20 protein-coding genes are annotated in these 22776 nt (G+C 60.1%); 12 read left to right on the top strand and 8 right to left on the bottom strand.

Features of this window, described 5'->3' with window-relative positions:
* Window positions 1-421 precede the first annotated feature (421 nt).
* From ppc to CKW16_RS09205, 7 genes are all read left to right on the top strand, one after another.
* The gene (gene ppc, locus CKW16_RS09235) at window positions 422-3052 is read left to right on the top strand and encodes a phosphoenolpyruvate carboxylase (protein WP_095128124.1); all 2631 of its coding nucleotides are present in this window, start codon (window positions 422-424) and stop codon (window positions 3050-3052) included.
* Between the two features lie 289 nt (window positions 3053-3341).
* Window positions 3342-3989: an adenylate kinase gene (gene adk, locus CKW16_RS09230; protein WP_027924949.1), complete on the top strand. Its 648-nt coding sequence runs from the start codon at window positions 3342-3344 to the stop codon at window positions 3987-3989.
* Window positions 3990-4082: 93 nt separating this feature from the next.
* Window positions 4083-4757, top strand: a complete 675-nt coding sequence (gene tsaB, locus CKW16_RS09225; protein WP_095128123.1) for a tRNA (adenosine(37)-N6)-threonylcarbamoyltransferase complex dimerization subunit type 1 TsaB — start codon at window positions 4083-4085, stop codon at window positions 4755-4757.
* A gap of 186 nt (window positions 4758-4943) precedes the next feature.
* The gene (locus CKW16_RS09220) at window positions 4944-5249 is read left to right on the top strand and encodes a hypothetical protein (protein WP_095128122.1); all 306 of its coding nucleotides are present in this window, start codon (window positions 4944-4946) and stop codon (window positions 5247-5249) included.
* Entirely contained in the window at window positions 5249-6109 is an 861-nt protein-coding gene (locus CKW16_RS09215) for a DUF72 domain-containing protein (RefSeq protein WP_095128121.1), read from the top strand. Before CKW16_RS09220 ends, CKW16_RS09215 begins: the two co-directional genes overlap by 1 nt.
* Window positions 6110-6142: 33 nt before the next feature.
* Window positions 6143-6964, top strand: a complete 822-nt coding sequence (locus tag CKW16_RS09210; RefSeq protein ID WP_095128120.1) for an oxaloacetate decarboxylase — start codon at window positions 6143-6145, stop codon at window positions 6962-6964.
* Between the two features lie 2 nt (window positions 6965-6966).
* Window positions 6967-7662: an extensin family protein gene (locus CKW16_RS09205; protein ID WP_095128119.1), complete on the top strand. Its 696-nt coding sequence runs from the start codon at window positions 6967-6969 to the stop codon at window positions 7660-7662.
* A 17-nt stretch (window positions 7663-7679) separates the two neighbouring features.
* On the opposite strand, the gene CKW16_RS09200 is transcribed toward CKW16_RS09205, so the two are convergent.
* Window positions 7680-8300, bottom strand: coding sequence for an energy transducer TonB (locus CKW16_RS09200; protein WP_095128118.1), 621 nt, complete (start codon window positions 8298-8300; stop codon window positions 7680-7682).
* A gap of 93 nt (window positions 8301-8393) precedes the next feature.
* Between CKW16_RS09200 and CKW16_RS09195 the strand changes: the two genes are divergently transcribed.
* On the top strand, window positions 8394-9176 hold the full coding sequence (locus CKW16_RS09195; protein WP_008146717.1) for a class I SAM-dependent methyltransferase: 783 nt from the start codon (window positions 8394-8396) through the stop codon (window positions 9174-9176).
* A gap of 131 nt (window positions 9177-9307) precedes the next feature.
* Here the strand turns inward: CKW16_RS09195 and CKW16_RS09190 are convergent, their stop codons facing one another.
* Window positions 9308-9952, bottom strand: coding sequence for a TetR/AcrR family transcriptional regulator (locus tag CKW16_RS09190; RefSeq protein ID WP_095128117.1), 645 nt, complete (start codon window positions 9950-9952; stop codon window positions 9308-9310).
* Between the two features lie 93 nt (window positions 9953-10045).
* Between CKW16_RS09190 and CKW16_RS09185 the strand changes: the two genes are divergently transcribed.
* The 3 genes from CKW16_RS09185 to CKW16_RS09175 all read left to right on the top strand — a co-directional run bounded on the left by CKW16_RS09185 (window position 10046) and on the right by CKW16_RS09175 (window position 15757).
* Window positions 10046-11146: an efflux RND transporter periplasmic adaptor subunit gene (locus tag CKW16_RS09185; RefSeq protein ID WP_095128116.1), complete on the top strand. Its 1101-nt coding sequence runs from the start codon at window positions 10046-10048 to the stop codon at window positions 11144-11146.
* A 6-nt stretch (window positions 11147-11152) separates the two neighbouring features.
* On the top strand, window positions 11153-14224 hold the full coding sequence (locus CKW16_RS09180; RefSeq protein WP_095128115.1) for an efflux RND transporter permease subunit: 3072 nt from the start codon (window positions 11153-11155) through the stop codon (window positions 14222-14224).
* Between the two features lie 180 nt (window positions 14225-14404).
* Window positions 14405-15757, top strand: a complete 1353-nt coding sequence (locus tag CKW16_RS09175; protein WP_095128114.1) for a Fic family protein — start codon at window positions 14405-14407, stop codon at window positions 15755-15757.
* A gap of 116 nt (window positions 15758-15873) precedes the next feature.
* Here the strand turns inward: CKW16_RS09175 and CKW16_RS09170 are convergent, their stop codons facing one another.
* From CKW16_RS09170 to plsB, 3 genes are all read right to left on the bottom strand, one after another.
* Window positions 15874-16563: a DUF4197 domain-containing protein gene (locus tag CKW16_RS09170; protein WP_046046320.1), complete on the bottom strand. Its 690-nt coding sequence runs from the start codon at window positions 16561-16563 to the stop codon at window positions 15874-15876.
* A 27-nt stretch (window positions 16564-16590) separates the two neighbouring features.
* Window positions 16591-16989 carry a YbaY family lipoprotein gene (locus CKW16_RS09165; protein ID WP_095128113.1) on the bottom strand — a complete coding sequence of 133 codons (399 nt, stop codon included), beginning with the start codon at window positions 16987-16989 and terminating at the stop codon, window positions 16591-16593.
* A 146-nt stretch (window positions 16990-17135) separates the two neighbouring features.
* On the bottom strand, window positions 17136-19637 hold the full coding sequence (gene plsB, locus CKW16_RS09160) for a glycerol-3-phosphate 1-O-acyltransferase PlsB (protein WP_095128112.1): 2502 nt from the start codon (window positions 19635-19637) through the stop codon (window positions 17136-17138).
* 164 nt (window positions 19638-19801) lie between these two features.
* On the opposite strand from plsB, the gene CKW16_RS09155 reads away from it, so the two are divergent.
* The gene (locus tag CKW16_RS09155; RefSeq protein ID WP_008146705.1) at window positions 19802-20011 is read left to right on the top strand and encodes a cold-shock protein; all 210 of its coding nucleotides are present in this window, start codon (window positions 19802-19804) and stop codon (window positions 20009-20011) included.
* Window positions 20012-20128: 117 nt separating this feature from the next.
* Here CKW16_RS09155 and CKW16_RS09145 read toward each other — a convergent pair whose 3' ends face one another.
* The 3 genes from CKW16_RS09145 to dapE form a co-directional block, all read right to left on the bottom strand.
* Window positions 20129-20506, bottom strand: coding sequence for a hypothetical protein (locus CKW16_RS09145; RefSeq protein ID WP_008146702.1), 378 nt, complete (start codon window positions 20504-20506; stop codon window positions 20129-20131).
* Between the two features lie 83 nt (window positions 20507-20589).
* Window positions 20590-21399 carry a putative RNA methyltransferase gene (locus tag CKW16_RS09140; protein ID WP_056739139.1) on the bottom strand — a complete coding sequence of 270 codons (810 nt, stop codon included), beginning with the start codon at window positions 21397-21399 and terminating at the stop codon, window positions 20590-20592.
* A complete protein-coding gene (gene dapE, locus CKW16_RS09135) occupies window positions 21399-22550 on the bottom strand; it encodes a succinyl-diaminopimelate desuccinylase (protein ID WP_008146697.1) in 1152 nt (383 codons plus the stop codon). Before dapE ends, CKW16_RS09140 begins: the two co-directional genes overlap by 1 nt.
* Window positions 22551-22776: the final 226 nt, after the last annotated feature.

Below are 22776 nucleotides of genomic sequence, written 5' to 3'. Positions count from 1 at the left end.
TTGCTTTTGATTTTGATCTGTTGCCCCTTTCCCAGAGGCCGAACGCAGGCGTTGCGCAGGGGGCACCGCGGCAAGGATGCCGCGGTAGCCGCCCCCGGCCATGGATGGCCGATGGCGGCGGGCCCCCGGAGCAATGCCGGAGTGAGGGCATGCCGAGCCTAGGCGAGGCACCGAATGGCGGGGCAAGAGCCCTTGGTTACTTGGGGCTTTTCCAAGTGACTCGCTGTAAAAGCGAAACCGTAATCAGCCATAACCGCAGAAACGGATATGTACCCCACCAATCCCAATCCCCAATCCCAAAACTTTCTCGGGCGAACAGCATTCCCATCGTCGTCTGCTTGTAAGAACCGCTTTACAGCGGCACTCTCTAACTCAAGAGCATGGACACCAAGTCACCCGGATTTTCGCTGGAGAACTGCTGATGACCGATATTGATGCACGCTTGCGCGAGGACGTTCACCTATTGGGTGAGCTGCTGGGCAACACCATTCGTGAACAGTACGGGGACGGTTTTCTCGACAAGATCGAGCAGATCCGCAAAGGCGCCAAGGCCGACCGTCGCGGTTCGATGGACGCTGAACTGAGCGCCAGCCTCAATCAATTGAGCGAAGAAGAGTTGCTGCCGGTGGCGCGGGCGTTCAACCAGTTTCTCAACCTGGCCAATATCGCCGAGCAATATCAGCTGATTCACCGTCGCGAAGAGTCACAGCCTGCGCCGTTCGAAGCGCGGGTACTGCCGGAACTGCTCGCCCGCCTGAGTGCTGAAGGTCATGGCGCCGAATCCCTGGCCCGGCAACTGGGACGGCTGGAGATCGAACTGGTCCTCACCGCGCACCCGACCGAAGTGGCGCGCCGTACGCTGATCCAGAAGTACGACGCCATTGCCGCTCAACTGGCCGCCCAGGATCATCGCGATCTGACCACTGCCGAACGTGAGCAGATCCACACGAAGTTGCAGCGCCTGATCGCCGAAGCCTGGCACACCGAAGAAATCCGTCGCACCCGCCCAACCCCCGTGGATGAAGCCAAATGGGGCTTCGCGGTGATCGAACATTCGCTGTGGCAGGCGATCCCCAATTATTTGCGCAAGGCCGATAAAGCCCTGCATGACGCCACTGGCCTGCACCTCCCACTGGAGGCAGCGCCGATTCGCTTTGCCTCGTGGATGGGCGGCGACCGGGACGGCAACCCCAACGTGACCGCTGCCGTGACCCGTGAAGTCTTGCTGCTGGCGCGGTGGATGGCCGCGGACTTGTACCTGCGCGATGTCGATCACCTGGCGGCCGAGTTGTCGATGCAGCAGGCCAGCGACGACTTGAGGGCCAAGGCCGGGGACAGCGCCGAACCTTACCGTGCGGTGCTTAAACAGCTGCGTGAACGCCTGCGCGCGACGCGTAACTGGGCTCACGCCGCTTTGACGACGACCACGCCGGCACCTGCCGATGTGTTGCAAAGCAACCGCGAGCTGCTTGATCCGCTGGAGTTGTGCTACCACTCGCTGCATGAGTGCGGCATGGGCGTGATCGCTGATGGTCCGCTGCTCGATTGCCTGCGCCGGGCGGTGACGTTCGGGTTGTTCCTGGTGCGGCTCGATGTGCGTCAGGACTCGACGCGACATACCGCTGCCATGACCGAGATCACCGATTACCTGGGCCTGGGGCGGTACGAGGACTGGAGCGAGGAAGAGCGCATCGCTTTCCTGATGCGCGAACTGAACAACCGCCGGCCGTTACTGCCGGCGTACTTCAAGCCATCGGCCGACACCGCCGAAGTGTTGGCGACCTGTCGGGAAATCGCTGCCGCACCGGGCGCATCGCTCGGTTCTTATGTGATCTCCATGGCCGGCGCCGCTTCCGACGTGTTGGCCGTGCAACTGCTGCTCAAAGAGTCTGGCGTGTTGCGGCCGATGCGCGTGGTGCCGCTGTTCGAAACCCTTGCCGACCTCGACAACGCCGGCCCGGTGATTGAAAAACTGTTGCTGCTGCCCGGTTATCGCTCGCGCCTGCAAGGGCCGCAGGAAGTGATGATCGGCTACTCCGATTCGGCCAAGGACGCCGGCACGACGGCGGCGGCCTGGGCGCAGTATCGGGCGCAGGAGCGCTTGGTCGACATCTGCCGCGAGCAGCAAGTGGAACTGCTGTTGTTCCACGGTCGCGGTGGCACCGTGGGTCGCGGCGGTGGCCCGGCACACGCGGCGATTCTGTCGCAGCCGCCGGGCTCAGTGGCGGGGCGTTTCCGTACCACCGAGCAGGGGGAAATGATTCGTTTCAAATTTGGCCTGCCGGACATCGCCGAACAAAACCTCAATCTGTACCTGGCAGCGGTATTGGAAGCGACCTTGCTGCCGCCACCGCCACCAGAGCCAGCCTGGCGCAATCTGATGGACGAATTGGCCGCCGACGGTGTCAGCGCTTATCGCGCCGTGGTGCGGGAAAACCCGCAGTTCGTTGAATATTTCCGCCAGTCCACTCCAGAGCAGGAACTGGGACGCTTGCCGCTGGGCAGTCGCCCGGCCAAGCGCCGCGCCGGCGGGATTGAAAGCCTGCGAGCGATCCCGTGGATCTTCGGCTGGACCCAGACGCGTCTGATGTTGCCAGCGTGGCTCGGCTGGGAAGCTGCGCTGAGCAAGGCGCTGGAGCGCGGCGAAGGCGAGTTGCTGGGGCAGATGCGCGAGCAGTGGCCGTTCTTCCGCACGCGCATCGATATGCTGGAAATGGTGTTGGCCAAGGCCGATGCCGATATCGCCCGGTCCTACGATGAGCGTCTGGTCGAGCCGGAACTGCTCCCTTTGGGTGCGCATTTACGCGACCTATTGTCGCAGGCCTGCTCGGTGGTCCTTGGGTTGACTGGTCAGTCGCAGCTACTGGCACATAGCCCAGCCACGCTTGAATTCATCCGCTTGCGCAACACTTACCTCGACCCTCTTCATCTATTGCAGGCTGAGTTGTTGGCGCGTTCGCGACTACAGGAAGTGGCGCAGGGCAGCCCGGTAGAACAGGCGCTGCTGGTGTCTGTGGCGGGGATTGCCGCCGGTTTGCGTAATACCGGCTAAGGTTTTCGTCGTGGGACAAGGCACTCGGCGCGAGCGTCGGGTGCCTGTGGGCGAGGGGGTTGAAAAGTGCTGCCAGGCGACAGTTAGTGATGGGGTTGCGACTAGGGTTACCCCGACGAAAGGTCACATCAGGCGTGGGTTTCTCCGACTTTCGGCGGCTTGTGTGCGTAGGATCTGCTGTGTATCTTGATCAGCCTTTGACCGTTTGGGCGGTCACGACCCTTATTTTGAGATTGGCCCCACGAGGCGAATCTGACGTTATCCATATAAAAAATTGAGGAGCACATCGATGCGCGTCATTCTGCTGGGAGCTCCCGGGGCCGGTAAAGGTACTCAGGCTAAGTTCATCACCGAAAAATTCGGCATTCCGCAAATCTCCACCGGCGACATGCTGCGTGCCGCGGTCAAGGCCGGCACCGAGCTGGGCCTGATCGCCAAGAGCGTCATGGACAGCGGTGGTCTGGTTTCCGATGACCTGATCATCAATCTGGTCAAGGAACGCATCAGCCAGGCTGATTGCGCCAACGGTTTCCTGTTCGACGGTTTCCCGCGCACCATTCCTCAGGCTGAAGCCCTGGTGAAGGCCGGCGTCGAGCTGGACCACGTGTTGGAAATCGACGTTAAAGACGAAGACATCGTTCAGCGTATCGCTGGCCGTCGTGTTCACGAGGCCAGCGGCCGCGTGTACCACATCGTCTACAACCCGCCAAAAATTGCCGGTAAAGACGACATCACCGGCGACGAGCTGGTGCAGCGCAAAGACGACACTGAAGAAACCGTGCGTCATCGCCTGTCGGTCTACCACGCCCAGACCGAGCCTCTGGTGAAGTTTTACCAGGAGCTGTCCGCCGCTCAAGGCAAACCGAAGTACAGCCACGTCGAAGGTGTTGGCTCGGTTGAAGCGATCACCGGCAAGGTGCTTGAAGCGCTGAGCTGAAAAGTCTGAATCGCTTCATCTTCTACGGCCCGCTTGCGGGCCGTAGTTGTTTATACTGGCGCACTTTTTCTGACCTCTCTTACGGAAACATCGATGAGCACCTTGCTGGCCCTGGACACCGCGACTGAAGCTTGCTCCGTTGCCTTGCTGCATGACGGTAAAGTCACGAGCCATTACGAGGTGATCCCGCGCCTGCATGCGCAGAAGCTGCTGCCGATGATTCAGCAACTGCTGGCGGATGCCGGGACCACCCTGCAAGCGGTCGATGCCATCGCGTTCGGACGTGGTCCGGGTGCGTTCACCGGCGTGCGGATCGCCATCGGCGTGGTGCAGGGGCTGGCGTTTGCGCTGGATCGTCCGGTGTTGCCGGTGTCGAACCTGGCCGTGCTGGCGCAGCGGGCCTATCGCGAACATGGCGTGAGCCAGGTCGCGGCCGCCATCGATGCGCGCATGGACGAAGTGTATTGGGGTTGCTACCGCGAAACAGCGGGGGAGATGCGGCTGGTCGGCAATGAAGCGGTGCTGCCACCGGAAGTGGCCGCGTTGCCGGCTGACGCCAGCGGTGAGTGGTTTGGCGCCGGCACTGGCTGGGGTTATGCCGAGCGAATCGCCGTCAGCCTGACCGGTCAGGATGCGGGCATGCTGCCTCACGCTGAGGACCTGCTAACCCTGGCGCGTTTTGCCTGGGCGCGAGGCGAGGCGATCGTGGCTGATGAGGCTCAGCCGGTGTATTTGCGCGATAAAGTGGCGACGCCGAAAGCACGATAATCCGCATTGCTTTTGTGGCGAGGGAGCAAGCTCCCTCGCCACAAAGTGTACCAACGCAGCCAATCGTCGTTTTGTATCCCCAGCTTTTAAACCTTTTCCATTTTCTGTGTTCTAGTTATCACTCGGCGGTTTGCGAAGTGGGCTATGCGCCACTAAACTGCCATCATTGATACCGGACATGTACTCATGCGTATAGACGGCGTTCCCTCTCAGTCCTACCCCATCAAACGCAAGCCTCGCAAAGGGCCTGTGGCGGATGACGACTACGTCGATATCGACGGCGAGCTGGAAATTCCATCCGAAGAGCAAATGGCTGCCCGCGCAGCCAAAGCCTCTGCGCAACGCTTGAGCAATCTCCCCGCCCGTCAACAAGACATGCTTTATCACCGAGCCATGAGCAACAGTGTCGCGAAGGCCCTGGCCAGCTACCTGAGCACCGCCGGTTTTGTCGATTGGGATTCGGATGTACTGGGCCTCGATCTGTACATCTGATGCGGCTGCCTTACTACCTGGGCTGTCCATCCTGGAGTGAAAACGCCTGGCGCGACTACCTGTATCCGCAAGACGCAAAACCCGCCGAATTTCTGAGTCTCTATTCCCAAGTGTTCAATGCCGTGGAAGGCAATACGACCTTCTACGCGAGCCCGGCTGCGACCACCGTGCAGCGTTGGGCTGAGACCATGCCCGAACACTTTCGCTTCACGGCCAAGTTCCCCGGCGACATCAGCCACAGCGGCGACCTGCGCGAACAATTGACCGCGGCCGAAACCTTCCTGCAATTGCTCAGCCCCCTCGGCGAACGGGTTTCACCGCTGTGGCTGCAACTGTCCAAAAGCTTCACGCCGCAGCGGCTGTCGGAGCTTGCCGGTTTTATTGATGCTGTGGACCGGCCTCTGGCGGTTGAAGTGCGGCATGACGAGTTTTTCGCCAAGGGCGATGCCGAGAAAATGCTCAATCGCCTGCTACTGGATCGCGGTGTCGAGCGTATCTGCCTCGATCCCCGCGCGCTGTTCAGCTGCACATCGACCGATCCCTCGGTACTTCACGCCCAATCGAAAAAGCCCCGGGTGCCGCCGCGTCCGGCCGCCTTCACGCAATGTCCGCAGGTGCGCTTCATCGGCCATCCGCAGCTTGAGGCCAACGACCCGTTCCTGGTGCCGTGGGTCGAGAAAATCGCCGTGTGGATCGAAGAGGGCCGTACGCCTTATATCTTCCTGCACACCGCCGACAATTTGCTGGCCGCCAAACTGGCGCAACGTTTTCACGCAAAACTGATGCTGCGTTTGCCTGGCCTGCCGCCGCTGCCTGAGCTATACAGAGAGCCCGCTGCCGAGCAACTTGGCCTGCTCTGAAGCGGATTCCTTGTCTTTTTCAGGAGCCTGCCAATGGATGCGCAAACCCTTCGAGCCCAAACGTTCAAAGCACTGCACGAACGCGCGGGGGCTTTTGTCATTCCCAACCCGTGGGACGCCGGCTCGGCGAAAATGCTTGCCAGCCTTGGTTTCGAAGCGCTGGCGACCACCAGTGCCGGTTACGCTTTTTCCAACGCCCGCCCCGATGGCGCGCTGACGCTGGACGACACCCTGGCAAACGTTCGGGCGATAGTCGCGGCAACTGATCTGCCCGTCGCCGTCGATCTGGAAAACGGCTTCGCTGACGATCCAGCCGAATGCGCGCAGAGTATTTTGCGTGCGGCAGAGGCCGGCGCTGTCGGCGGCTCGATCGAAGATGCCACCGGCCGTGAAGAATCCCCTATTTACTGCTTCGAGCATGCTGTCGCGCGCATTGAGGCTGCCGTGGCAGCGGCTCGCAGCTTGCCGTTTTCCTTTATGTTGACCGCTCGCGCGGAGAACTTTCTGCACGGCAATCCTGATCTCGCCGATACCATTCGCCGCTTGCAGGCGTTTGCCGAGGCGGGTGCCGACGTGTTGTACGCGCCGGGTCTGCGCAGTGCTGAAGATGTGTTGGCGGTGGTTCGTGCCGTGGCGCCGAAACCGGTCAATGTGTTGATGTCCGGTGGGCTCAAACTGACGGTCGAGCAGTTGAGCGAAATGGGCGTCAAACGTATCAGTGTCGGTTCGGCACTGGCCCTGGCGGCGTATGGCGAGTTCTTCCGCGCTGCCGAAGAGATCAAGACGTCGGGCACGTTCGGCTTCACATCGCGATCCATGCCGTACGCCCAGGCCAATCAATTGTTCAAAGGCTGACGATGCGGTTTCGGTGGTGGCTGCTGTTGATGCTGTTGATCATCGGCACGGCGGCGGTGAGCGTCTGGCGCGGCTGGATCTCACTGCCACCACAGTGGAACCCTTGGGCGCCGCTGGACGTGAAAGCGGCGCCCAATTTTCTGACCCGCTACAAACTGATGCGCTTGAGCGATGATCCGCAGTTGTGCGATCAAGCCCTGAGCAGCTCTGGATTGCGCGTAACCCATCAGGCCGACAGCCCCGACGTGACGTGCCCGTTGATCAACACCCTGCGTGTACAAGGCGGCGAGGTGGCGCTGAGCAGCAGCTTCCTCGCCAGTTGCCGCCTGGCGGTGTCGTTCGCCCTGTTCGAACACCACGCCCTGCAACCAGCGGCACAGGCGGTGTACGGTCAAGCGGTAACGCGCGTCGACCATCTCGGCAGCTTTGCCTGTCGCAACGTCTACAGCCGCGAAAATGGCAGACGCAGCCAGCATGCCAGCGCCGATGCGCTGGATATCGCCGGTTTTCGCTTGGCCGATGGCCGCTCCATCAACGTGCTCAAGGATTGGCCGAAGGATAATCAGGGCGCGCGGTTTTTACGTCAGGTCCGCGATGGCGCCTGCGACATGTTCAGTGTGGTCTTGAGCCCGGATTACAACGCCGCCCATCGCAATCACTTTCATGTGGATGTCGGGCCATGGTGGGTGTGTCGCTGAGGGCTTGTTATTGAAAGTCAGGCGGCGATGCGCAGGTTCTGCAGGACGATCGGGCGAGCCCAGCCGTTATCGAAATCGAGTTGTTTCTGTTGCTCCACCAGCTCTTCGGGCGAGAACGGCGGGAAGGGCTTGTCCAGCAGATCGAGTTCGAATTCGGCGATCGGCAGGTGCAGCGGACGCGGTTGCGGCGCCGGGCCTGCTTCCGGCACAGGCTGACCTGCGGTGAGCACGATCGGGCGCACCCAGCGACTTTCGAAGTCCTGTTGCTTCTGTTGAGCGACGATTTCTTGTGCCGGGAACGGTGGGAAAGGTTTGTCGGCCAGGTCCATTTCGAACTCGGCAATCGGCAGGAACAGTGGCTCGGGCGGGCGGACCTCGGTTTCTTTCACATCGCATTCGCGCTGGGAAATGATGTGCGCCAGCAGTTCGCTGCCAACGGTGGGTTCGACCGGGCTGTCGAGATCGACCGGTGGAAAGTTGAGAGAAGCCGGTACGACATCGCCCGACTGATCGGCCAGGGCCTGGGCAAAGAAATCCTGCCACAGGTGACTGACGCCGCTCAGTGCTTGGGAGTTTCGTAGACCAAAATCGCCGTGGGGCGAGATGTAGCCTATCGATGTGCGTTGAATGTCTGACATTTCTCTCGGTCGACGCTCAGCTCTGGCAAAATGCTCGATAGTTTTGTTATCGGCCGTTTTTGCCGATCATTAATTTTTTGAGTGTGTTTTCTCATGATTGAGCAACCTGCGGCCTGCCGCATCCACGTCGAGGCCTTGGCCGCGACTTTTCAGCCACAGGCCGAACAATGGGCCGAGCGCCTGGGTTTGCCGATGCAGGTGGATGACGGTGAGTTTGCCTTGCAGGTCGGCGACCAGGGTTTGCAGCTGCAGCAACTGGGCCCGGACGCGCCGGGGCCGGTGCGGGTGGACTTTGTCGAGGGCGGTGCGGCCCATCGCCGCTTGTACGGCGGCGGTAGCGGTCAGATGATCGCCAAGGCTGTCGGGGTTGCCCAAGGCGTGCGTCCGCGCGTGCTGGATGCCACGGCGGGGCTGGGCAAAGATGCGTTCGTGCTGGCGAGCCTGGGCTGCGAGATGAGCCTGATCGAGCGTCAGCCGCTGATTGGTGCGTTGCTTGAAGATGGCCTGGCACGCGGCGCGGAAGACTTTGAGGTGGCGCCAATCGTGGCGCGGATGCGCTTGCTCAAGGGCAACTCGATCGAGGTAATGCGCAATTGGGAAGGCGAGCCGCCGCAGGTGATCTACCTCGATCCGATGTTTCCCCATCGTGAGAAAACGGCCTTGGTGAAGAAGGAAATGCGCCTGTTCCGGCCGCTGGTAGGCGATGACCCGGATGCGCCGGCACTGCTCGAAGCGGCGTTGGCGTTGGCCAGCCATCGAGTGGTGGTCAAGCGCCCGCGCAAGGCGCCATGCATCGAAGGACCGAAACCGAGTCATGCGCTGGATGGTAAATCGAGCCGGTATGACATTTATCCGAAAAAAGCGCTGAAGCCTTAAGACCGAGTCGCCCCTATCGCGAGCAAGCTTTGCTCCTACGGATTGATGTCGTTTACACATTTTGTGATCGCTTCAAACCTGTAGGAGCAAGGCTTGCCCGCGATGGCGTCGGTCCTGGCGCTACAAATCCATCAGGCTGTCTCTGGCCGATACGCCCGCATAAACAACTCCACCACTTCCTGCACATGGCTCTCGGCCGCATCCCCGGTCAGCGGCTCGCCACAGCCATAAAGCAGCCTGAAATTCCCCGCACCCTTGAGCAGGCAGAAGAAGTGCTCGGCCGCATTGCGCGGTTTGTCGATGCTCAACGCGCCGCTCTGATCAACCTTGGTCAGCAACCGCTCCATGCCATGCAGCATGCGTTCAGGCCCGGCCTCGAAGAAGATCAGCGAGAGTTTCGGGTCCTGGCTGCCCAGCGTCATCATCAGCCGATGCAGGTTGACCGATTCGTCGCTGTTGATCAGCTGATGAAAGCCACGCGCGATGTTCAACAGCACGGTTTCTACGGCAGTGCCGTCCGGCAATTCGAAAAACAGCGTCGGCAATTGCTCTTCGCACTTGGCCATCACAGCGGCGGAGAACAGCGTCTCCTTGTCGTTGAAATGGCTGTAGACCGTCAACTTCGACACACCGGCCTCGGCCGCGACGGCGTCCATGCTGGTATTCGCATAACCCTTGCTCAGAAACAGAATTTTCGCCGCATCGAGGATCGCCTGGCGCTTGGCCAGATCCTTGGGACGGCCCGGGCCGTTGGGTACTGAAAGATTGTTAGGCATATGCGCTTTTATTACTGGACTGGTGAGTTTGCTATTAATAACATACTGCTCAGTATAATTATTCCAAGCACCATTAGCGAAAGGTCCTTCACCATGTTCCGCTATGCCTTGCCCCTCGCGTTGCCGGTCAGTCTGGCGTTTTTATTGTCTGCGTGTGGTCACGAAGAGGCGCCTCAAGTCACCGTTCGCCCGGCCATGGTCGTGCAGCCAGAGCCTTCGGCCCAGGCGATGGAAAGTTTTCCCGGTGAAGTCCGCGCACGGTATGAGCCGGACCTGGCGTTTCGCATTGGCGGTAAAGTCAGTCGACGACTGGTCGAAGAGGGGCAGCGGGTCAAGGCCGACCAACCTCTGGCGGAGCTCGATCCTCAAGACGTGCGCCTGCAACTGGAAGCCACCCGTGCCCAGGTCGCCGCTGCCGAGGCCAATCTGAGCCTGGTGCGCGCCGAACGTGATCGTTACAAGACCCTGATGGACCGTCAGATGGTCAGCCGTTCGCAGTACGACAATTCCGAAAACCTTTACCGATCCGGTGAAGCACGTCTCAAGCAAATCAAAGCCGAATTCAACGTTTCGACCAATCAGGCCAGTTATGCCGTGCTGCGTGCGCCTCAGGATGGGGTTGTGGCTAAACGCGCGGTTGAAGTCGGGCAAGTGGTGGCGGCGGGGCAAACCGTATTTACCCTCGCCACCGATGGCGAACGTGAAGTGTTGATCAGCTTGCCGGAGCAGAGCTTTGGCCGCTTCAAGGTCGGTCAGCCAGTGTCAGTCGAACTCTGGACCCAACCTGACCAACGTTTCGCCGGGCGCATCCGTGAGCTGTCGCCCGCTGCCGATCCAAAATCGCGCACCTTTGCCGCCCGCATCGCCTTCACTGCCGGCAAGGTCCCCGCTGAACTTGGCCAGAGTGCCCGGGTGTTCGTTCAGACCTCCGATGTGGTGCCGCTGTCGGTGCCGCTTTCCGCACTGACCGCAGAAAACGGCGCGACCTACGTCTGGGTCGTCAACGCCAACAACACCCTGAAGAAAACCCCGGTACGGGTCGGAGCCTTCGGCGAGAAAACCGTACCGGTGCTCGAAGGCCTGAATGCCAGCGACTGGGTGGTGGCCGCTGGCGTCCATGTGCTGCTTGAAGGACAACAGGTGCGTCCGGTGGATCGCTCCAACCGCGTGGTCAATCTGGCGGGCAAGGAGTAATCCCCGATGGGTTTCAATCTTTCCGAATGGGCGCTGCGTAATCGCCAGATCGTACTGTTCCTGATGCTCTTGCTGGCGGTTGTCGGCGCACTGTCCTACACCAAACTCGGCCAAAGTGAAGACCCTCCGTTCACCTTCAAGGCCATGGTGATTCGGACCAACTGGCCGGGGGCCACGGCGCAAGAGGTATCGCGCCAGGTCACCGAGCGCATTGAAAAGAAGCTGATGGAAACCGGCGAGTACGAACGCATCGTTTCGTTCTCCCGTCCGGGTGAATCACAAGTGACGTTCGTCGCCCGCGATTCCATGCACTCGGTGGAAATCCCGGACCTCTGGTATCAGGTTCGCAAGAAGATCGGCGACATTCGTCAGACCCTGCCACCGGGCATCCAGGGGCCATTCTTCAATGATGAGTTCGGCACAACGTTTGGCAACATCTACGCGCTGACCGGCGAAGGTTTTGATTACGCGGTACTCAAGGACTACGCCGACCGCGTGCAGATTCAGCTGCAACGGGTCAAGGATGTGGGCAAGGTCGATCTGCTCGGGTTACAGGACGAGAAGATCTGGATCGAACTCTCCAACGTCAAACTCGCCACCCTCGGCCTGCCTTTGTCGGCGGTGCAGCAGGCCCTTGAAGAGCAGAACGCGGTGTCCACCGCCGGGTTCTTTGAAACCAGCAGTGAGCGCTTGCAACTACGCGTCTCGGGGAATTTTCAGACCGTCGAAGAGATCAAGAGCTTCCCGATCCGCGTCGGTGATCGTACGTTCCGCATCGCCGATGTGGCGGATGTGCGTCGGGGTTTCAACGATCCGCCGGCGCCGAGCATGCGCTTCATGGCGGAAAACGCCATCGGTCTGGCCGTGGCCATGAAGGACGGTGGCGACATTCTGGTGCTGGGCAAGGCGTTGGAAATCGAGTTCGACCGGATCCAGAAAAATCTTCCTGCCGGTATGCAGCTGCGCAAGGTCTCCGACCAGCCCGCCGCTGTGAAAAGTAGTGTCGGCGAATTTGTTCAGGTGCTGGTGGAAGCGCTGGCAATCGTTCTGTTAGTGAGCTTTTTCTCCCTCGGTGTGCGCACCGGCATGGTGGTCGCGCTGGCGATTCCATTGGTATTGGCGATGACGTTCGCCTGCATGTATTACCTGGGAATCGGCCTGCACAAAATTTCCCTCGGGGCATTGGTACTGGCGCTGGGTTTGTTGGTGGATGACGCGATCATCGCCGTGGAAATGATGGCGATCAAAATGGAGCAGGGCTTCGACCGGATCAAGGCGGCCAGTTACGCCTGGACCAGCACCGCATTCCCGATGCTCACCGGTACGCTGATCACCGCCGCTGGCTTCCTGCCGATTGCCACTGCGCAATCGGGCACGGGTGAATACACCCGTTCGATCTTCCAGGTAGTGACCATCGCGTTGCTGGCCTCGTGGGTTGCCGCCGTTGTATTTGTGCCTTATCTGGGGGAAAAACTTCTGCCGGATCTGGCGAAGATTCATGCAGCCAAACATGGCACCGGCGACGGCCAGCCCGACCCTTACGGCACGCCGTTCTATCAGCGCGTCAGACGCCTGGTGGAGTGGTGCGTACGGCGGCGCAAGACGGTCATTGTCCTTACGGCCGTGTTGTTTATCGGTTCTGTCATCCTGTTTCGCTTCGTGCCGCAACAGTTCTTCCCGGCATCGGGTCGCCTGGAGTTGATGGTCGATCTGAAACTGGCGGAAGGCGCCTCGTTGAGCAACACCCGCGATGAGGTCAAACGCCTCGAAGCACTGCTGAAGGATCACGCCGGTATCGACAACTATGTCGCTTATGTTGGCACCGGTTCGCCACGTTTTTACCTGCCGCTGGATCAACAACTTCCTGCAGCAAGCTTCGCGCAGTTTGTAGTCCTGGCCAAAACCATTGAGGAGCGCGAAGTCCTGCGCACCTGGCTGATCGAAGCCCTCAAGGAACAATTCCCGGCCCTGCGCGCGCGGGTGACACGTCTGGAGAACGGGCCACCGGTTGGCTATCCGGTGCAGTTCCGGGTGACCGGTGAGCACATCGAGGAAGTCCGTGCGCTGGCCCGTAAAGTCGCGGCCAAGGTTCGCGAGAACCCGCACGTGGTCAACGTCCATCTGGATTGGGAAGAACCGAGCAAAGTCGTTTATCTGAACATCGATCAGGACCGCGCACGGGCGCTTGGCGTGAGCACTGCGAACCTGTCGACGTTCCTGCGAAGCTCTCTGACCGGTTCCAGCGTCAGCCAGTACCGTGAAGACAACGAGTTGATCGAGATTCTGTTGCGCGGCACGTTGCACGAACGCACCGAACTGTCGCTGCTGCCAAGCCTGGCGGTGCCAACTGACAACGGTCGCAGCGTAGCGTTGTCGCAAATTGCGACCCTGGAATACGGCTTCGAAGAAGGCGTCATCTGGCACCGCAACCGCTTGCCGAACGTGACGGTGCGTGCCGACATCTACGGTAAGGAGCAACCGGCGACGCTGGTGAAGCAGATCATGCCGACCCTCGATCCGATTCGCGCCGAACTGCCGGACGGGTATTTGCTGGAGGTCGGTGGCACGGTGGAAGACTCGGCTCGCGGGCAGAATTCGGTGAAGGCCGGTGTGCCGCTTTTCATCGTGGTGGTGTTGACGTTACTGATGCTGCAACTGCGCAGTTTCTCACGCACGGTCATGGTGTTTCTGACGGCGCCTTTGGGTTTGATCGGTGTGACCTTGTTCCTGATGGTGTTCCGTCAGCCGTTCGGTTTCGTCGCCATGCTCGGGACGATCGCGCTGTCCGGGATGATCATGCGTAACTCGGTGATTCTTGTGGACCAGATCGAGCAGGACATTGCTTCCGGGCTCAAGCCTTGGCAGGCGATTATTGAAGCCACGGTGCGGCGCTTCCGGCCGATTGTGTTGACTGCACTCGCGGCGGTGCTGGCGATGATTCCGCTGTCGCGTAGCGTTTTTTTCGGTCCGATGGCGGTGGCGATCATGGGCGGGTTGATTGTGGCGACGGCGCTGACATTGCTGTTTCTGCCGGCGCTGTATGCGGCGTGGTTCCGGATCAAGAAAGACCCAGCCTGACCTCTGTAGGAGCAAAGCTTGCTCGCGATGGCTGCACCTCGGTCAAACATTTGAACCGAGGCGCCTGCATCGCGAGCAAGCTTTGCTCCTACAGTTATTTCAGAACCTTCTGATATTGAGTCAGAGAGGTCTGAGTGCTGTACTCAAGACTCAGTTTTACGAGTTTTTGAGACAGCAATAATGAAAAAGCCGCCCATTTTGAGGGGAAGGACCGACCCGGTATTCGACCTGTTGGGGAAGTCGCCCCACAAGGAACGCCTCTCGGACTACCTTGGCCTGCTCAAGCCGCTGGACGATCAGGGGCGCTATCTGCCTTTCGATGAGTTGCGCTACCGCTGGGCGCCGGGGCTGGATTCGAATCTGTGCTGGGCGCTGGTGAAGAAAGCCCGGACTGCGCAGTACTCAAGTCTTTTGCCGCTGGGCGAGCCGCTTCAATGGGGCAAATTCATGCTCACGCCGTTGGCGCAGAAAGCTATTTCCGCCGTCGATCGGCAAGCCACAACGGCCGCGTTGGAGTACATGACCAGTCAGATTGGTGAGCACGCGCACTTCAGCTATCTGCTCAACGATTTGATCGAAGACGAAGCCATCAGCAGCAGCCAGCTCGAAGGCGCGGCGACCACCACGCGCGTGGCCAAGGACATGCTCAAGCGCAATCGCCTGCCGCGCACGCCGGATGAGCGAATGGTGATCGGCAACTTCAAGATGATGAATTTCGCCTGGGAAAAGCGTCATGACGCCCTGAGTGTCGAACTGATTTCAGCCATGCACCGGGTGGGTGTCGAGGGCATTGATGACACGCAATATTCGCCGGGGGCGTTCAGGGGCAACGATGATGTAGTGGTGCAGGACGGCGAGGGCAACACCGTGCATACACCGCCGCCCGCAGCAGGGCTGGTGTCACGATTGCGGGTGCTGTCGATGTGGATCAATCAGCCCCACAACGATCCCGATCAAGTGGATTACCTTCATCCACTGATCAAAGGCATCGCACTGCATTTTGCACTGGGCTATGAGCATCCTTTCCGCGACGGCAACGGCCGGGTGGCGCGGGCGCTGTTTTATTGGTTCATGTTCAAGAATGACTACTCTGCCTTTCGCTACATTGCGATCAGCATTTTGCTGCGTAGTGCGCCGGTGAAATACGGACGGTCTTATCTGAACACTGAGGCTGATGACCTCGATCTGACTTATTTCATCGACTTTCAATGCTCGGTGATCCTGCGGGCTGTCAGCGGTTTCACCGAGGCATATCGGAAAAGTCTGGCGTATGCCGAAAGCTTTGATCGCTGGTTGTTGGAGTCCGGCTTTTTTGACCGATTGACCGAGAAGCAGCGAGCCGTGTTCCAAGTGGCCAAGAGCGGGATGGCCAAGGAGTTTACGGCGGTCAATGTGAAGGAGAATCTGGACTGTTCTTACAACACCGCGTCGGCCACATTGAATGGGCTGGTCGAATTGGAGGTGTTTGAGAAGCGGAAGATGGGGCGGGAGTGGGTGTTCTTTCTGCGGGCTCAAAACACAACCCCGCTCTGATCGTTCCCACGCTCCGCGTGGGAATGCCGCCACGGACGCTCCGCGTCCGCTGTGACGCAGAGCGTCACGGGATGCATTCCTTTGCTGCGCGTGGGAACGATCAGCGGGAGAGTGTATTAGAGGGTGCCAAACACCTTCTTCGCCAAACTCGTCGCTGCCGCCGCAGGATTCTGGCGAATGGCTTCTTCCTGTTTACCAATCATTTCGAACAAACCGTTCAACGCCTGCTCGGTCACATAACTTTCGATGTTGGCGCTCTTCGCATCCACCACACCCATCGTCGCGGCTTGTCCGGCGAACGAGTTGTACTGCTTGGCCAGGCCCACCTGGTCGGTAGCTTGCTTGACGATTGGCAGGAACTTGACGCGGATCTGTTCGCGGCTGGTTTTGCTCAGGTACTGAGTGGCCGAGTCCTTGCCGCCGCTGAGAATGCCCTTGGCATCCTCCACGCTCATCTTCTTCACCGCGTCCACCAGGATTGGCTGGGCCTGGGTCACGGCGGTTTCAGCCGCTTTGTTCATGCTGGTTTCCAGCTGATCGACCTGGTCGCCCATGCCGAACTGTTTCATCTTGCTGGCGACTTTGCCCAGTTTGCCCGGCAGTTCGATTTTCACGTCCGGGTTGTTGCTGAACCCGCCCGGCGTGCCGAGTTGTTTCACGGCCAGTTGCGCACCTTGAGTCAGGGCATCCTTGAGGCCGCCGGTGGCGTCGTTTTGCGACAGGTCGTTGAGCGACAGCGCCAGTGCGCTGGCAGAGATCATCAAGCCTGCGCACAGGCCGGCGAAGCGAAGGGTAGGGCGGAACATGGCAGCTTCCTTGTTCAAAATAGAGAATTAGCGGGCGGAGTCGACGCGGATTTTCAGTGGCTGCGGGTCGCTGCCATCAAGCTGCACGGCGTGATGTTCGGTGGTGATGAACATCAGTTCGCCATTCACTTCGATCCGTGCGCTGACCGAATAACGATGGCCTGGTTTGACCTGCGTTGGATCGTAACTCAGATGAAACGGCAACGGCACCTGGCCCTTGACCGGGCCTTTCTGTTCGTCGAGGACCACGGCAGGCGCATCGGCCAGGGAAACGTCCTGCAAACTGACGCTTAAGGTAGCGCTCGGCGGCAGGGCAATGCGTTGCAGGTAGAAGACTTCACCATCGAGGCTGGTTTTGGCGGCAGGTTGCATCGACTGACAGGCGCCCAGCAGGGTGGTCATGGCCAATAGAGAGAGTTTTTTCATCGCAGATCTCCAGTAAATGTGGGAGCGGCGGTGCGACGTTTCGACTTGCTCGCGAAGGCGGTGTGTCAGACAACAGAGATGTTGAAAGTTAAACCGCTTTCGCGAGCAAGTCGAAACGTCGCACCGCCGCTCCCACAGGTATTGCATTAAGCCTCCGGCTGTGTGGCGACCTGATCCGCCGCATCCTCACTGCGATGCAACGCGACCTGACGGATCGACAAGCGAATCTCCGCCGGCAACACTCGCTTGGCCGCGCCTTCGGCCAGTTCGCCGAGCAATTCGTGATAGCTCAGCTTGCCGGCCTCGTCGCGCTTGAGCACGTCGAGGTCCAGCATGGTCTGGATGAAGTGGCGGAACAGGCTCTTGTCGAAGAATTCCGGGGCGTTGAGTCCATGGAGGATCGACAGGCGCTGGGCCATGACCGTGCACAGGTCTTCCAGCTCTTCGGCGCTGATGCTGTTCTGACCGCTGTTGAGCAGCAGCGAGACCGTCATGTAAAAGCGTTGCAAAGTCTGGGCGATGCTCTTCGACAGCAAGGTCAGCAGCACGAAATGCCGCGAGCTCGGCGCCGGACGCAGGTAGACGTCATTCTCAAAACGCAGCAGACCTTGCTCGACGAAGGCTTCAAGCCATTGGTCGATCACCGCATCCAGCTCGTCCATCGACCAGCGAATGAACAGCTCCGATTGCAGGTACGGATAGAGCGCGCGAGTGTAGCGCAGGATCTGTTCGCGGCTCATGCGCGAGGCGCTCTGGAAGAAACTTGCCAACAGCGCCGGCAGGGCGAAGATGTGTAAAACGTTGTTGCGGTAGTAGGTCATCAGGACGGCGTTCTGCTCGTCCAGGTACAGAATCTTGCCCAGGGCATCGCTCTGCTCGGACAGCAGATCCATGTCCTTCACATGCTCGATCAGCACCCGGCCGTCACCTTCCGGCAGCGTGGTGTGCGGCGAATACGGGACCTTGCGCAACAGCGCCAGATACAGATCAAGCACCCGCGCCATAGCGCGATCATCCAGCGCCAGACGGCTGGTGGACAGCAGCGCCAGGGCCACGAGGTTGACCGGGTTGATCGCCGCCGCTTCGTTCAGATGCTGCGCGACTTTCTCGCCCAACCGGTTGGTAGTTTCGTTGAGCCAGGCCGGTTTGAACTGCGGGCCGAGTTCCTGTTTACGCCAGTCCGGCTGCTCGCTGTCGAGGAATTCCGCCAGTTTGATCGGCTCGCCGAAGTTCACCGCCACTTGGCCGAAACGCTGCTTGAGCGCGCCGATGACTTTGAAAATGTCGAAGATCGATTCTTTCTTCTTGGTCGCGCCACGCAGTTCGCCGAGGTAGGTCCGGCCTTCCAGCACACGCTCGTAACCGATGTAGACCGGGATGAAAACGATCGGCATCCGCGACGAACGCAGGAAGCTGCGCAGGGTGATTGCCAGCATCCCGGTTTTTGGTTGCAGCATGCGCCCGGTGCGCGAACGGCCACCCTCGACGAAGTACTCCACCGGGAAACCTTTGGTAAACAGGGTGTGCAGGTATTCGTTGAACACCGAGGTGTACAGCGGGTTGCCCTTGAAGGTGCGGCGCATGAAGAACGCACCGCCGCGACGCAGCAGGCCGCCGATCCCAGGCATGTTGAGGTTGATCCCGGCGGCAATGTGCGGCGGGGTCAGGCCGTTGCGAAACAGCAAATAGGACAGCAGCAGGTAGTCGATGTGGCTGCGGTGGCAGGGTACGTAGATCACTTCGTAACCCGGGGCGACCTTTTGCACGCCTTCGATGTTGTTGACCTTGATGCCGTCGTAGATTTTGTTCCAGAACCAGCTCAGCACTACTTCCATGAAGCGGATCGCGGTGTAGGTGTAGTCGGAGGCGATCTCGTTGCCATAGCGCAGGGCCTGGGCCTTGGCTTTCTCCGGGGAAATGTTTTCACGCTCGGCTTCGTCGAGGATCGCTTGCTTGACCAGCGGCTGATTCAGCAGGCCTTTGACCAGGTTGCGACGGTGGGAAATGTCCGGACCGATCACCGCCGCTTTCAGGTTGCGGAAGTGCACCCGCAGAATTCTCTGGGCCATGCGCACGGTGCGCTCGTGGCCCTTGTTGTGGTCGATCAGCTCGCGCAAATGGATCGGCGCGGAGAACTGCACCCGGGTTTTGCGCCCCAGGACAATGATGCTCAACAACCGACGCAGGCGCCCGGTGACCGCCCAGCTGTCGGCGAAGAGCAGTTTCCACGGGCTCGATTCGCTGTCTGGCGACTGACCCCAGAACACGCTGACCGGGATGATCTGCGCGTCTTCGACGGCGTTTTGGCTCAGGGCACTGACCAGACGAGTCAATGTCGGCGGTGCACCACGCTTGTCCTGACGGCCGAGCCAATCGGGCTCTGGCGTCAGGTAAAAGAACGCCGCGGGTTCCTCCAGCGTACCTACCGATACCGGCAACACCGGGCGCGGCAAACCTGCCTTGCTGCACTCGGTATCGACCACGGCCAGGTCGGTCAGCGAAGGGTTTTGCAGGACGTAGAACACCGGACGGCTGCGGTCGAGGTTGAGGGTGAACGACGACTGATTGATCGTCTCCGAGCGAACCCAGAGGTAGAGCAGTCGGCGCAGGGTGCCAAACACAAGACGGCGGAACGGGGAACGGGTCATACGGCATCTGCATGAGTGAATAAAACCGAGCGTTTGCTCGGGCGGCCGATAGTGTGCCGTATTCGCCGAAAATCGGCAAAAAAGCGGCTAAGTAAACTTGAGTTGAGAGTTTTGGCGGCTGTCATATACTCGGCCGTTCAAAATAAAAACAAGGGGGTACTGACATGGCTACGCGCGAAACCGGCAATGTGAAGTGGTTCAACGATGCCAAGGGTTACGGCTTCATTCAGCGCGAGGACGGGGTAGACGTGTTCGTGCATTACCGCGCGATTCGCGGCGAAGGGCACCGCTCGTTGGCTGAAGGTCAGCAGGTTGAATACGGCGTGGTGACCGGCGAGAAGGGTTTGCAGGCTGAGGATGTTGTAGGCCTGTAAAGATCGTTCCCACGCTCTGCGTGGGAATGCAGCCCGGGACGCTCCGCGTCCCTTTCAAGCCGAACGCAGAGCGTCCGTTGAGGCATTCCCACGCGGAGCGTGGGAACGATCAGCGTGTCAGACGGTTTTCCAGGTGATTTCTTCTTCACCATCAGCGCTGATGCGCATCCAGCGATCAGCTGTCTCTTCACCTTCTTCCTCGACCCAGCTACCCGGTGCGCAACGCACTTCAACGTTCAGCGCGGCAAACGCGGCGCGGGCGCAGGCGATGTCGTCTTCCCACGGGGTCTGGTCGCTGTCCAGGAACAGGCTGTTCCATTTGCCCACGGCTTTCGGCAGCCAGGTGACCGACACGTTGCCGGCCTTGCACTTGTAGGTCTGGCCTTTCTGGACCCAGTCGGTGCATGGGCCCAAAGCAGTGCCGAGCCAGGCCGCGACGGCCTTGTAGTCGACGTCGGCGTCTTTCAGGTAAATCTCGATATCGGGTTGGCGCATGGATGTCCTCACTGCGGGTCTGAAAAATCCATTCGCGGATTTAGCCGGCCTACGGCAAATGCCGAAGACCAAAAAATTAAAAATTATTGAAGTACGAAGTAATCGTAGCGCATTGAAACAGTGACCTCGAACGGCTCGACCTGTTCGATGACCGCCGCCCGGCGTTCAGCACTGGCGCGCCAGCCGTGGGGCGTCATGGCCAACAGGTTCGCACGGTCTTGACCCTTTTCCAGCGTCAGTTTGAACTCCAGGGTTTCGCTGTGCTGCAGCGTCATGCCTTCCGGCACCAGGGCCAGATGCTTGTCATCGGTGTATTCACGGACTTCGTCGTACAGACGCTCGCGCAATTCCATCAGATGGCCACTGGTCGGCCCGACTTTCATCAAACCGCCACCGGGGCTGAGCAGGCGCTTGGCTTCCTCCCAATCCAGCGGGCTGAAGACGCTGGCGAGAAACTGGCAGCTGCCAGAGGCCAACGGCACCCGCGCCATGCTGGCGATCAACCAGGTCAGCTGCGGGTTGCGTTTGCAGGCGCGTTTGACCGCTTCCCGGGAAATATCCAATGCGTAACCGTCGGCGTTCGGCAAAGCCTCGGCGATTTGCGCGGTGTAGTAACCCTCGCCACAACCGATGTCCAGCCAGCGCTGCGGTGCGTACTGAGCGGCCAGTTCCGCCAGACGCTTGGCCACCGGCGCGTAATGGCCGGCGTTCAAAAAGTCGCGTCGGGCTTCGACCATCGCCAGGTTATCCCCAGGGTCGCGGCTGTTCTTGTGCTGCACCGGCAACAGGTTCAGGTAACCCTGGCGCGCACGGTCGAAACGATGCCCGGCGGGGCAGGCCACGCCGTTGTCCACCGCATTCAGCGGTTCGCTGCAGATCGGGCAGGCGAGCATCAGGCGAGCAACTTGATCAGGGTCTGGTAGTAAATTTCGGTCAGCACGTCGAGGTCGGCAGCCAACACACGCTCGTTGACCTGGTGGATCGTCGCGTTGACCGGGCCCAGTTCAACAACCTGAGTACCCATGGTCGCAATGAAGCGCCCGTCGGAGGTGCCGCCGCTGGTGGACGCCTTGGTTTCACGACCGGTGATGTCCTTGATGCTCGACGCGACAGCATCCAGCAACGCACCCGGTTCGGTGAGGAACGGCAGACCGGACAGCGCCCAGTCGATGTGCCAGTCCAGGCCATGCTTGTCGAGGATGTCAGCGACGCGCTTTTGCAGGCCTTCCACAGTGGATTCGGTGGAGAAGCGGAAGTTGAACACCGCCACCAGGTCGCCCGGGATTACGTTGGTCGCGCCAGTGCCGGAGTTCACGTTGGAGATCTGGAAGCTGGTTGGCGGGAAGAAATCGTTGCCGTGGTCCCAGTGCTCGGCGGCCAGTTCGGCCAGCGCCGGGGCGGCGAGGTGGATCGGGTTCTTCGCCAGGTGCGGATACGCCACGTGACCTTGCACGCCGCGCACGGTCAGCTTGGCACCGAGGGAGCCGCGACGGCCGTTCTTGACCACATCGCCCACCAGGGTGGTGCTCGACGGTTCGCCGACGATGCACCAGTCCAGACGCTCCTTACGGGCGGCAAGGCGTTCGATCACGGCTTTGGTGCCGTGGTGCGCCGGGCCTTCTTCGTCGCTGGTGATCAGGAAAGCGACCTTGCCCTTGTGATCCGGGTAGTCGGTGACGAAACGCTCAGCCGCCACGGTCATGGAAGCGAGGCTGCCTTTCATGTCCGCCGCGCCACGGCCGCAGAGCATGCCGTGTTCGTCGATCACCGCGTTGAACGGGTCGATCTGCCACGCGGTCACCGGGCCGGTCGGCACCACGTCGGTGTGGCCGGCGAAGCACAGTACCGGACCGTCGTGTTTACCGTGGGTCGCCCAGAAGTTATCCACATCTTCGATGCGCATTGGCTCAAGCGCAAAACCGGCATCGCCCAGGCGCTGCATCATCTGCTTCTGGCAATCGGCGTCGACCGGCGTCACGGACGGACGGCGGATCAGGTCGATGGCGAGTTGAAGGGTCGGCGAAAGGTCGGCGTGGGCCGTCATGGAAAACTCCGAAAACATAAAATATGGGCGCGGGCTAAATGTGGGAGCGGGCTTGCTCGCGAATGCGGTGTGTCAGTCAGCATAAAAGTTGATTGTTACACCGCATTCGCGAGCAAGCCCGCTCCCACAGGTTTTGAGTACGGTCAGAAAGACCGTATATCACGCCAAGCCCTGCAAAATGGCGGTTATCTTAAAGCAAAACGGCGGCCATTGGCCGCCGTTTAGT

This window comes from Pseudomonas sp. Irchel s3h14 (genome assembly GCF_900187425.1).
Lineage (GTDB): Bacteria > Pseudomonadota > Gammaproteobacteria > Pseudomonadales > Pseudomonadaceae > Aquipseudomonas.
Note: the sequence above shows the minus strand (reverse complement) of the source record. Positions and strands in the feature narration are given on the sequence as shown.

Bases quoted from the DNA above. Each gene is read 5' to 3' on its own strand.
- ppc (WP_095128124.1), top strand. From the start codon at position 422: ATGACCGATATTGATGCACGCTTGCGCGAGGACGTTCACCTATTGGGT.
- adk (WP_027924949.1), top strand. From the start codon at position 3,342: ATGCGCGTCATTCTGCTGGGAGCTCCCGGGGCCGGTAAAGGTACTCAG.
- tsaB (WP_095128123.1), top strand. From the start codon at position 4,083: ATGAGCACCTTGCTGGCCCTGGACACCGCGACTGAAGCTTGCTCCGTT.
- CKW16_RS09220 (WP_095128122.1), top strand. From the start codon at position 4,944: ATGCGTATAGACGGCGTTCCCTCTCAGTCCTACCCCATCAAACGCAAG.
- CKW16_RS09215 (WP_095128121.1), top strand. From the start codon at position 5,249: ATGCGGCTGCCTTACTACCTGGGCTGTCCATCCTGGAGTGAAAACGCC.
- CKW16_RS09210 (WP_095128120.1), top strand. From the start codon at position 6,143: ATGGATGCGCAAACCCTTCGAGCCCAAACGTTCAAAGCACTGCACGAA.
- CKW16_RS09205 (WP_095128119.1), top strand. From the start codon at position 6,967: ATGCGGTTTCGGTGGTGGCTGCTGTTGATGCTGTTGATCATCGGCACG.
- CKW16_RS09200 (WP_095128118.1), bottom strand. From the start codon at position 8,300: ATGTCAGACATTCAACGCACATCGATAGGCTACATCTCGCCCCACGGC.
- CKW16_RS09195 (WP_008146717.1), top strand. From the start codon at position 8,394: ATGATTGAGCAACCTGCGGCCTGCCGCATCCACGTCGAGGCCTTGGCC.
- CKW16_RS09190 (WP_095128117.1), bottom strand. From the start codon at position 9,952: ATGCCTAACAATCTTTCAGTACCCAACGGCCCGGGCCGTCCCAAGGAT.
- CKW16_RS09185 (WP_095128116.1), top strand. From the start codon at position 10,046: ATGTTCCGCTATGCCTTGCCCCTCGCGTTGCCGGTCAGTCTGGCGTTT.
- CKW16_RS09180 (WP_095128115.1), top strand. From the start codon at position 11,153: ATGGGTTTCAATCTTTCCGAATGGGCGCTGCGTAATCGCCAGATCGTA.
- CKW16_RS09175 (WP_095128114.1), top strand. From the start codon at position 14,405: ATGAAAAAGCCGCCCATTTTGAGGGGAAGGACCGACCCGGTATTCGAC.
- CKW16_RS09170 (WP_046046320.1), bottom strand. From the start codon at position 16,563: ATGTTCCGCCCTACCCTTCGCTTCGCCGGCCTGTGCGCAGGCTTGATG.
- CKW16_RS09165 (WP_095128113.1), bottom strand. From the start codon at position 16,989: ATGAAAAAACTCTCTCTATTGGCCATGACCACCCTGCTGGGCGCCTGT.
- plsB (WP_095128112.1), bottom strand. From the start codon at position 19,637: ATGACCCGTTCCCCGTTCCGCCGTCTTGTGTTTGGCACCCTGCGCCGA.
- CKW16_RS09155 (WP_008146705.1), top strand. From the start codon at position 19,802: ATGGCTACGCGCGAAACCGGCAATGTGAAGTGGTTCAACGATGCCAAG.
- CKW16_RS09145 (WP_008146702.1), bottom strand. From the start codon at position 20,506: ATGCGCCAACCCGATATCGAGATTTACCTGAAAGACGCCGACGTCGAC.
- CKW16_RS09140 (WP_056739139.1), bottom strand. From the start codon at position 21,399: ATGCTCGCCTGCCCGATCTGCAGCGAACCGCTGAATGCGGTGGACAAC.
- dapE (WP_008146697.1), bottom strand. From the start codon at position 22,550: ATGACGGCCCACGCCGACCTTTCGCCGACCCTTCAACTCGCCATCGAC.